General features: G+C 69.5%; 11 protein-coding genes. 4 read left to right on the forward strand and 7 right to left on the reverse strand.

Annotated elements, in window-relative coordinates:
• Window positions 1–91: 91 nt before the first annotated feature.
• Entirely contained in the window at window positions 92–964 is an 873-nt protein-coding gene (locus CAL24_RS11005) for an SDR family oxidoreductase (RefSeq protein ID WP_170947071.1), read from the forward strand.
• A gap of 9 nt (window positions 965–973) precedes the next feature.
• Here CAL24_RS11005 and CAL24_RS11010 read toward each other — a convergent pair whose 3' ends face one another.
• Entirely contained in the window at window positions 974–1297 is a 324-nt protein-coding gene (locus tag CAL24_RS11010; protein ID WP_028356170.1) for a BON domain-containing protein, read from the reverse strand.
• A gap of 203 nt (window positions 1298–1500) precedes the next feature.
• On the opposite strand from CAL24_RS11010, the gene CAL24_RS24325 reads away from it, so the two are divergent.
• Entirely contained in the window at window positions 1501–1866 is a 366-nt protein-coding gene (locus tag CAL24_RS24325) for a hypothetical protein (protein ID WP_051439575.1), read from the forward strand.
• A 51-nt stretch (window positions 1867–1917) separates the two neighbouring features.
• Here the strand turns inward: CAL24_RS24325 and CAL24_RS11020 are convergent, their stop codons facing one another.
• Complete coding sequence (locus CAL24_RS11020; protein ID WP_094806716.1) at window positions 1918–3351, reverse strand: RNA polymerase factor sigma-54; 1434 nt, start codon at window positions 3349–3351, stop codon at window positions 1918–1920.
• A gap of 249 nt (window positions 3352–3600) precedes the next feature.
• Between CAL24_RS11020 and CAL24_RS11025 the strand changes: the two genes are divergently transcribed.
• Window positions 3601–4881 (forward strand): glycosyltransferase family 4 protein, encoded by a 1281-nt coding sequence (locus tag CAL24_RS11025; protein ID WP_094806717.1) that lies wholly within the window; start codon window positions 3601–3603, stop codon window positions 4879–4881.
• 59 nt (window positions 4882–4940) lie between these two features.
• Here the strand turns inward: CAL24_RS11025 and CAL24_RS11030 are convergent, their stop codons facing one another.
• Together CAL24_RS11030 and CAL24_RS11035 are read right to left on the reverse strand one after the other, a co-directional pair.
• Window positions 4941–5435 carry a DUF421 domain-containing protein gene (locus CAL24_RS11030; protein ID WP_028356167.1) on the reverse strand — a complete coding sequence of 165 codons (495 nt, stop codon included), beginning with the start codon at window positions 5433–5435 and terminating at the stop codon, window positions 4941–4943.
• Between the two features lie 70 nt (window positions 5436–5505).
• Window positions 5506–5790 (reverse strand): hypothetical protein, encoded by a 285-nt coding sequence (locus CAL24_RS11035; RefSeq protein WP_028356166.1) that lies wholly within the window; start codon window positions 5788–5790, stop codon window positions 5506–5508.
• 128 nt (window positions 5791–5918) lie between these two features.
• Between CAL24_RS11035 and CAL24_RS24020 the strand changes: the two genes are divergently transcribed.
• Complete coding sequence (locus CAL24_RS24020; protein WP_141218077.1) at window positions 5919–6146, forward strand: hypothetical protein; 228 nt, start codon at window positions 5919–5921, stop codon at window positions 6144–6146.
• 306 nt (window positions 6147–6452) lie between these two features.
• On the opposite strand, the gene CAL24_RS11040 is transcribed toward CAL24_RS24020, so the two are convergent.
• From CAL24_RS11040 to CAL24_RS11050, 3 genes are read right to left on the reverse strand one after another with little or no spacing between them, the layout of a single operon-like run.
• Entirely contained in the window at window positions 6453–6830 is a 378-nt protein-coding gene (locus tag CAL24_RS11040) for a DUF488 domain-containing protein (RefSeq protein ID WP_094806718.1), read from the reverse strand.
• Window positions 6831–6851: 21 nt separating this feature from the next.
• Window positions 6852–7604, reverse strand: coding sequence for a slipin family protein (locus tag CAL24_RS11045; protein WP_094806719.1), 753 nt, complete (start codon window positions 7602–7604; stop codon window positions 6852–6854).
• The gene (locus CAL24_RS11050; protein ID WP_094806720.1) at window positions 7601–9055 is read right to left on the reverse strand and encodes an NfeD family protein; all 1455 of its coding nucleotides are present in this window, start codon (window positions 9053–9055) and stop codon (window positions 7601–7603) included. Before CAL24_RS11050 ends, CAL24_RS11045 begins: the two co-directional genes overlap by 4 nt.

The following is a 9055-nucleotide window of genomic DNA, read 5'->3' on the forward strand; positions in this document are numbered from 1 at the left end:
TATCGCGCCGGTTGGCCGGCGGGCATGCAGCTTGCGGCGACCCGGGCGGTCGCGCGCGTGGACGCGGCCGCCCATGCCAGGAGGACAACCCATGCCAACTACCCCCACCCCGCAGGCGAGCGACGACGGCAAGCCGCGCGAACAGGCCCAGCCAGGACGCCAGGACCGCATGGAGCCGCCGCCCGAGGGCGAAGAACGCGCCTATCAGGCCGCCGGCAAGCTGCGCGGCCGCTGCGCGATCATCACCGGCGGCGACAGCGGCATCGGCCGGGCCATTGCCATCGCCTACGCCAAGGAAGGCGCCGATGTGCTGATCACCTATCTGGAAGAGCACGAGGATGCGCGCGAGACCGTCCGCCTGGTGGAGCAGGCCGGCCGGCGTTGCCTGTCGATCGCGGGCGACCTGGGCGACGAGGCGCATCTGCAGCGCGTGGTCGAACTGGCGCGCAAGGAATTCGGCCGCCTGGATGTGCTGGTCAACAACGCCGCGGAGCAGCACGTGATGCAGACGTTCGAGAATATCGGGCGCGACCAGCTGGAGCGCACCTTCCGCACCAACTTCTTTGCCATGTTCCGCCTCTCGCAGGAGGCGCTGCCGTTGTTGTCCGAGGGCGGGTCGATCATCAACACGACCTCCGTGACGGCATACCATGGCAACCCCAAGCTCATCGACTACTCCGCCACCAAGGGCGCGATCGTGGCTTTCACGCGCTCGTTGTCGATCGCGCTGGCCGAGCGCGGCATACGGGTGAACGCGGTGGCGCCGGGGCCCATCTGGACCCCGCTGATCCCGTCGACATTCCCGGCCGACAGCCTCGAGTCATTCGGGAAGAATACGCCGATGAAACGGCCCGGCCAGCCGGACGAAGTGGCGCCGTGCTATGTCTTCCTGGCCAGCGACGATGCCAGCTATATGTCCGGCCAGGTGCTGCATCCCAACGGCGGTCAGATCGTCAACGGCTGACGGCGCGCGCTATTGCCGCGGAGTGCGTATCTGGATGTCGTTGCGTACTTCCTTGACGCCGGATACGCCGCGCGCGGCCTTGACCGCCTGCGCGGCGGCATCCTGGCTCTGCACGAATCCGCTGAGCTGCACCACCCCGTTGTAGGTTTCCACCTGCACGTCGTTGGCCGAGACGCCCGGCGCTTCCACCAAGGCGGCCTTGACGCGGGCGGTCGTGGCCGTATCGTCGGTGTACTGGCCGGTGCTGCGGTGGCCATCCTGCCCGGCGCAGGCTGCCAGGACGGCAGTGAACGCGACGGCGATGAAACTGCGGAGAATGCGGGAAGTGCTCATGGCTTGCTCCTGGAAAGTGGCGACCGTCGGATACGGCCCCCGGCACCAAAGCAAGCGCCGTTCCCGGCCCTGCCGGGCGGATTTACCACTCTCTGCAAAGATGGCGCGGCGTCGGCGGGCAGCGCGCGCCGGCGGGGCCGTGGCAATTCATGGGCATGCGGGTTGCGGTACGGAAGTTCCCTACATCCGTTTTGGAGACTCGCATGAAACGTGAACTATTTTCCTGGACCGCGGCCGTGGCCGTCATGGGTGCGCTGGCGGGCGGCGCGTATGCGCAGTCCACGCCGGATACCGGCAAGCCGTCGAGCACGTCGCCTTCGACCACCCCGAATGATGGCTCCGCCGTGCCGCCCAATACGCCCGTGCCGCCGGGACAAACGCCGCCCGCCGGCGAAACCAATCCGACCACGGCGCCGGGACGGGGCGGAATGGATTCGGGGCACACCAGCCCCGGCGGCGATGCCAGCCCGGGCTCCAAGACCGGCCTGCCGACCGACAAGAACCACGTGCCGGAACGCAATGAGCCGGGCACGACCGAGCCCCAGATGCCCAACACGGGCGGCAAGTAGCGAGCGAGGGTGGCGGCGCGGCGCACGCGCCGCCACGATGCGCCTGGCAGATCAGTACTGGCGCCGCATTTCCGCGGGCGGGCGCTTGATCTGCGCGCGGTATTTCGACACCGTGCGGCGCGCCACCACGATGCCGTCGGCGGCGAGCTTGTTGGCCAGGGCCACGTCCGACAGCGGCATGCGCGGGTCCTCGTTGTCGATGAGCTCGGCGATCAGCGCGCGCACCGCGCCAGCCGAGCACGATCCGCCGGTATCGGTGGCCAGTTCGCGCGAGAAGAAATATTTGAACTCCAGGATGCCCATCGGCGTGGCCATGTACTTGTTGGCGGTGGCGCGCGAGACGGTCGATTCGTGAATGTCCAGTTCGGCCGAGACTTCGCGCAGCATGAGCGGACGCAGCGCCACCGGGCCGTACTCGAAGAACATGTGCTGCAGCCGCACGATGGCCTCGGCGACGCGCTGGATGGTGCTGTAGCGCTGCTCCACGTTGCGCACCAGCCAGCGGGCTTCCTGCAGTTCCTGCGCCATCGGGCCGCGGTCGCGGTGGCGCGCGGTGCGGAACAGGTCGGCGTAGACCTTGTGCAGGCGCGGCTGGGGCACCGCGCCGCGATTGCAATAGACGCGCCACTGGCCCTGGTCCTTGCGCACGATGACGTCGGGCACGATGTAGGCGGGCGGCGCCTGGTCATAGCGGCGGCCGGGGCGGGGGTCGAGCGAGCGGATGATGTCGCAGGCCTGCCGCAGTTCGCTCGCCTGGCAACCGGCCGCGCGCTGCAGGGCCTCGTAATCGTGGCGCGCCAGGATATCGAGGTGTTCGTCGACAATGCGCTGCGCCAGCGCGACACCCGGCCGCGCGCTGCCGGCCATGGCCTGCAGCTGCAGTGTCAGGCATTCGCGCAGGTCGCGCGCCGCCAGGCCCGGCACGTCCAGTTGCTGGACCAATTTCAGGGCCGCGCGCCATTCGCTCTCGTCCGGCGCGACGCTGAAGACCGACGCGTCGGCCAATTCGGCCAGCGGCAGGCGCAGGTAGCCGTCTTCGTCCAGCGCCTGCACGATGTACTGGGCCAGCAGGCGATCGCGCGGCGACAGGCGGTAGGTGCGCAGTTCCTGGTCCAGGCGCTCCTGTAGCGATACCGAGGCCCCCACCCATTGCCCCATGTCCATGGGCGCGCCATCGTGGGTGGCGCGCGAGGACGGGTAGTCGCCCGAATACTCGGAAGGCGGCGCGCCTTCGGACGGCGCGGTCGCCTGGGCGGGTAGCTGCTCGGCCGGCTCCGCCGCGCCGCGCGCCATTTCGCCATCCATGGCGGGGAACGCCGCGGCAGCTTCTTCGTCTTCCTCCAGGAACGGATTCTCGACCAGTGCCTGGCGGACTTCCTGATTGAATTCGAGCGCCGACATCTGCAGCAGCTTGACCGACTGCTGCAGACGAGGCGTGAGGGCGGTTTGCTGGTGCAGGCGCAGCTCATGGGCGGCGTGGATCAAAGTCGTCTCCTTGTCGTGTCGATGCTGGGTGGCTTTACAGAGTCATGCAAAAACCATGCCAGCTGCTTTTCCCCCCGCCTGCGCAAGCCGGCGCGGGCACGCCCGCGCTCATTCTTACGGCGCCATGTAAGAAGTGCCGGATTGGCGGCGGGGCGGCGCGGCGGTGCGAGAGACGGCATACCGCTTGCTCATGATGAGGTCGGCCCCGGCTGGCAGCGTGCCGGGATGACTATCCTAGGAGAGCCCATCATGAAGAAGATCGCGATCGTCAGTGAACATGCCTCGCCACTGGCTTTGGCCGGCAGCGTCGACAGCGGAGGCCAGAATATTTATGTGGCCCAGACGGCGCGCCAGTTTGCGGCGGCGGGACACCAGGTCGACGTCTTCACACGCAAGGACAACGCATTTCTGCCCGCAGAAGTGTCGTGGCATCCGAACATACGGGTGATCCATGTGCCCGCCGGGCCGGCGCGCTATGTGCCCAAGGAAGACCTGCTGCCGTACATGGACGACTTCGGCGCATTCCTGTCGCGTCATTTCGCCCGGCAGGCCCGTCCCTACGATGTGGTGCATGCCAATTTCTTCATGTCGGCGCTGGCATGCCTGCCGGTGGCGCGCCGTCACGGCGTGCCCCTGGCGGTGACTTTTCACGCGCTGGGCCGCGTGCGGCGGCTGCATCAGCGCGAGGCCGACCGCTTTCCCGACAGCCGTTTCCAGATCGAGGCCGACATTGTGCGCGAGGCCGACCGGATCATCGCCGAATGCCCGCAGGACCGCCGCGACTTGTTGAACTTGTATGACGCGGATCCTCGCCGCATCAGCGTGGTCCCGTGCGGCTATGACCCGGCCGAGATGGCGCCCATGGACGAAGGCGAGGCGCGCGCCGCCCTGGGCTGGGGCGCCGACAAGTTCCGCATCCTGCAGCTCGGCCGCATGGTGCCCCGCAAGGGCGTGGACAATGTGATCGAGGCGCTCGGGCTGCTGCATGCGCAGCACGGGGTGGCTGCGCGCTTGTGCGTGGTGGGCGGCAACGACGTGCGGCCCGACGAGCGCACCACGCCGGAGCTGGCGCGCCTGCGCGGCATCGCCGAGCGGGCGGGCGTGGCGCCGTTCGTCGAGTTCACGGGGCGGCGCGACCGCCAGGAGCTGTGCCGCTACTACTGCGCCAGCGATGTGTTCGTGACCACGCCCTGGTACGAGCCGTTCGGCATTACGCCCGTGGAAGCCATGGCCTGCGGCCGGCCGGTGATCGGTTCCGATACGGGCGGCATCCGCACCACCGTCAAGGACGGCGCGACGGGCTTTCTGGTGCCGGCGCGCGACCCCGCGGCGCTGGCCGGGCGCCTGGCCGTTCTGGCGCGCGATCCCGTGCTGCGTCGTCGCATGGGCCTGGCGGGAGCGCGCCGGGCGCGTCGCTTGTTCACCTGGCAGCAAGTGGCCCGCGACCTGCTGGCCGTGTACGACGGCTTGTACAGCGGCACCACCGCGCCGCCGCTGGTCGCCGGCCATTCGGCGGTGCTGGCCGCCTGAGGCGGCCGGCAGGGGCCGGGCCCTGTCCGGGCGGCGCCGGCCCCGCCCGGTCACAGGCCCTAGTGCAGGCCGCGCCGCTTCAGGACGCTGATATTGCCGTCCGGCTCGATGTAGGCGCGCCGGATTTCGGACAGGTGGCCGATGCCGCGCTGCCGCAGCTCGCTCATCAGTTCGTCGGGCGTAATGTATTCGCGCCGCATGCTGCGCTGGAGCATCTTGCCGTCGCGCACCAGGCATACCTTGTCCGCTTCCAGCAAGCGCCCGAAGGACGGCACGAAATAGCTCAGCCGGTCGATCAGCGCCACCCAGCCGATGATGGTGGCCACCAGGATGGCTCCGTCAGTGATTGACTCGTACTGGCCGGCCATGCCGTTCTGGGCCGCGTCCGCGATGAGCACAAGGACCAGCATGTCGGCCACGCCCAGCGAGCCCACGTCGCGCCGGCCCGCCACGCGCAGCAGCACCAGGATGAACCAGTACATGATGGTGCCGCGCACGATCAGTTCCAGCGGCGATACGGTGAGGCGGAACAGGTCCAGCCAATTGACGTCCATGGACGGTCTCCCTGGAATAGGTCAGAAGGAACGCCCCGCAGGCGGGCGGGGCGGGTGGCGATGGCGCGGCCTATTCGGTCCGTCCGCCGTTGCGCGCCGGGTCGGGCCGCGTGTGAGCCAGGCCCGCCTGGTCTTCGTCGACGATGCGGTCGGCCTGGATGTCGGTCCCGCTATCGTCTTCCAGCGTAGGCTCGACGCTTTCCCGTTCGCCCGTGCCCTGGGCGTCCGAGTCGTTCTGGCCGGCGGTGCCGGGCAGGTCGCTGCCGGAATCTGACGAGTCGCTGGGGCCCAGGCCGGGCTCCCGCGGCGCAACATGGAAGGGGAAAGGCGAAAGACGCAAAAATTGCAGTTTCATGGCGGACTCCATTGCGACTGTGCGTGCGCCCCACGGCGCCGCCCGTTCTGCTGCAAGCGGCGTGCCAGCCCCGCGGGAACGGCGCTTGCGGCCTGGGGCGGCACCCTTGTCCTTATCCAGGAGCCGCCATGAAACACACTGCTGGTACCTCGTCGGAGGACCGCCCGGATGAACGCCGCGCCCGGGAGGACGAGCGCATGCGGCGCAAGGACACCGACCGCACCTTGAACGATAAGCCCGCCGATCCCAACCGCGCCGGCGCCAAGGTCCGCATACCGCCGGGCGTCGACGCGGAGGACTTCCGCGACCCCGGCCGCCAGACGCCCGACGCGCCGCCGGTGGACAATCGTTCGTGAACTGGCTGGGGCCTGCGCGGTGGGGCTCGCGGTGAGGTGTCATACACCCTGCGAGGGGGCCGGGCAAGTTTGTAGGCTGTCTGCCCAGGGTGTCTGACACCTGGGGGAGTTCCTGGCCATGTGGCGGAGGTGTCAGACACCCTGCGGGGAGGCCCGGCAGGTTATAGGCCGTCTCCCCAGGGTGTCTGACACCTGGCGGGAGTTCCTGGTCATGTGGTGAGGTGTCAGGCACCCTGCGAGGGGGCCGAGCAAGTTTGTTGGCCGTCTCCCCAGGGTGTCTGACACCTGGGGTGACGCCTGGGGTACCTAGGTGGCGGTCCGCTGGCCGGCCAGGTCCAGCAAGGCCTCGCGCAGCACCGCGGCGTTGTTGTGTTCGGTGTCGCGTGCCGCGTAGACGAGCGTCAGGGACCCGCGGCCGCCGGCCCGTAGCAGGGCGCCCAGGCTGTCCTGGCGGGCCGGGTCGGCCAGTTCGGCCAGGTAGCGCTTGCGGAACTCGGGCCAGTGGGCCACGTCGTGGCCGTACCATTTGCGCAGGGCCGCGCTGGGCGCCAGCTCTTTGTGCCATTCCGCCGCGAGCTCCGCCTTGGCTACGCCGCGCGGCCACAGCGCGTCCACCAGGGCGCGGTAGCCATCGCTCTTGGCGGGGGGATCGTAAGCGCGCTTGAGCTGGATTTTCCTGGCCATGAGAGTCTCGCGGTGGGGGCGTCAGCCCGGCTGGCGTTCGAACACGCGGCGCAGCACGTCGATCGGCACGGGGAAGACGATGGTCGAACTCTTGTCGCCGGCAATATCGTACAGCGTGGACAGATAGCGCAATTGCATTGCCTCGGGGGTGCTGGCCAGCGTGTGGGCGGCTTCGACCAGTTTCTCGGCCGCCTGCTGCTCGCCCTCGGCGTTGATGATGCGCGCGCGCCGGTTGCGTTCGGCTTCGGCCTGGCGGGCGATGGCGCGCACCATGCTTTCGTCGATGTCCACATGCTTGATCTCGACGGTGGCCACCTTGATGCCCCAGTCCTCGGTCTGGCGGTCCAGGATTTCCTGCAGGTCGGCATTGAGCTTGTCGCGTTCGGACAGCATTTCGTCGAGGTCGTGCTTGCCCAGCACCGAACGCAGCGTCGTCTGGGCGAGCTGGCTGGTGGCGTCCATGTAGCGCTCGACCTGAATCACGGCGCGGTCGGCGTCCATCACGCGGAAGTACAGCACCGCGTTGACCTTGACCGAGACGTTGTCGCGCGAGATGATGTCCTGCGTGGGGATATCCATCACCACGGTGCGCAGGTCGACCCGCACCATCTGCTGCACCACGGGAATGAGCACGATCAGGCCGGGGCCCTTGACCCCGGTGAAGCGACCCAGGGTGAAGACGACGCCGCGTTCATATTCGCGCAGCACGCGGATCATGGACAGGGCGAGCAGCACCAGCAGTGCCGCGACAATCAGGTAGATGATGAGGGTCATGGGGTTTTCTCCGTGGATGCGGTGTCGGCGCGGACCGTCAGCACCAGGCCCTGGCGCGACTCGATGACCGCCTGCTGGCCGGCGGATAGCGGCGCGGCCGAGCGGGCCTGCCAGGTTTCGCCGCCGGCGCGCACCAGGCCCGTGTGCCCGTGCCACGACAGGACTTCGACACGCTGGCCCGCCCGGGTGCCGTCGCCGGCCACGACGCGGCGGCGCTGGGCGCGCAGCGCAAGGGCGAAGATCGTGAACAGCAGCAGCGCGCTGGCCGCCGAGGCGCCGATGATCAGCGGCAGCGACAGGGAGATATCCGCGGCGCCGGCGGTGTCGTAGAGGAACAGCGAGCCGAAGGCGAACATGGCGATGCCGGCCGCGCCCAGCAGCCCGAAGGCAGGCGTGAAGGCCTCCGCGGCCATCAGGCCGATGCCCAGCAGGACCAGCCCCAGCCCGGCGTAGCTGACGGGCAGCATGTTCAGCGCGAACAGGGCGGTCACCAGCGCGACTACGCCGACCGCGCCCGGCAGCACGGCGCCCGGATTCATCATTTCGAACAGGATGCCGTAGATGCCCAGCAGCAGCAACAGGTAGGCGATGTTCGGGTCGGTGATGATGGCCAGCAGCCGGGTGCGCCAGTCGGGCGCGATCTCCTGGGACGGCGCGTCGCGGGTGGCCAGCGTGAGGGCCGAGGCATTGGCCCGCACTTCGCGGCCGTCGGCCTGCGCCAACAGGTCGCGCAGGTCGCCCGCCACGATGTCGATCACGCGCTGTTCCAGCGCCTCGCGGGCGGGCAGGCTGGCGGCCCCGCGCACTGCCTGTTCGGCCCACTGGGCATTGCGCCCGCGCATTTCCGCCAGGCCGCGGATGAATGCGGCGGCATCGTTGACGGCCTTGCGTTCACGCGCGTCGGCGGGCCGGGCCGCGCTGGCGCGCTGGTCGGCATTCTTGTCCCCGGCGGCCGGCGGCTGCGGATCGCGCGGGGATTCGTCGCGGCCATTGCCGATCTGCACCGGCGTGGCCGCGCCCAGATTGGTGCCGGGCGCCATCGCGGCCACGTGGCAGGCGTACAGGATATAGGTGCCGGCGCTGGCCGCGCGGGCGCCGCCCGGCGCGACGTAGCCGATGACGGGCACTGGCGAGGCGATGATGGCGCGCACGATGTCGCGCATGGAGGAATCCAGGCCGCCGGGCGTGTCGATGCGCAACACCACGGCCGCGGCGCGGCGCGCCTCGGCGGCGGCCAGGCCGCGTCGCAAGTATTCGGTGGTGGCCGGCCCCACGGCGCCCTCGAGCTGCAGGACGACGACGGGCGCCGGCTGCCCGGCAAGCTGCGCCGCCCGGGCGTGGCCGGGCATGGCGAGCGTCGCGGCGACCGCCAGCCACAGGCCGGCCGCCGCGCGCAGCAGCCGGGCGGCGGGGCTGGCGTGAGTCGGATGGCGTAGCCTGCATTGCGGCAT

Source organism: Bordetella genomosp. 2, assembly GCF_002261345.1.
In the GTDB taxonomy this organism is placed as follows: Bacteria; Pseudomonadota; Gammaproteobacteria; order Burkholderiales; family Burkholderiaceae_B; genus Bordetella_A.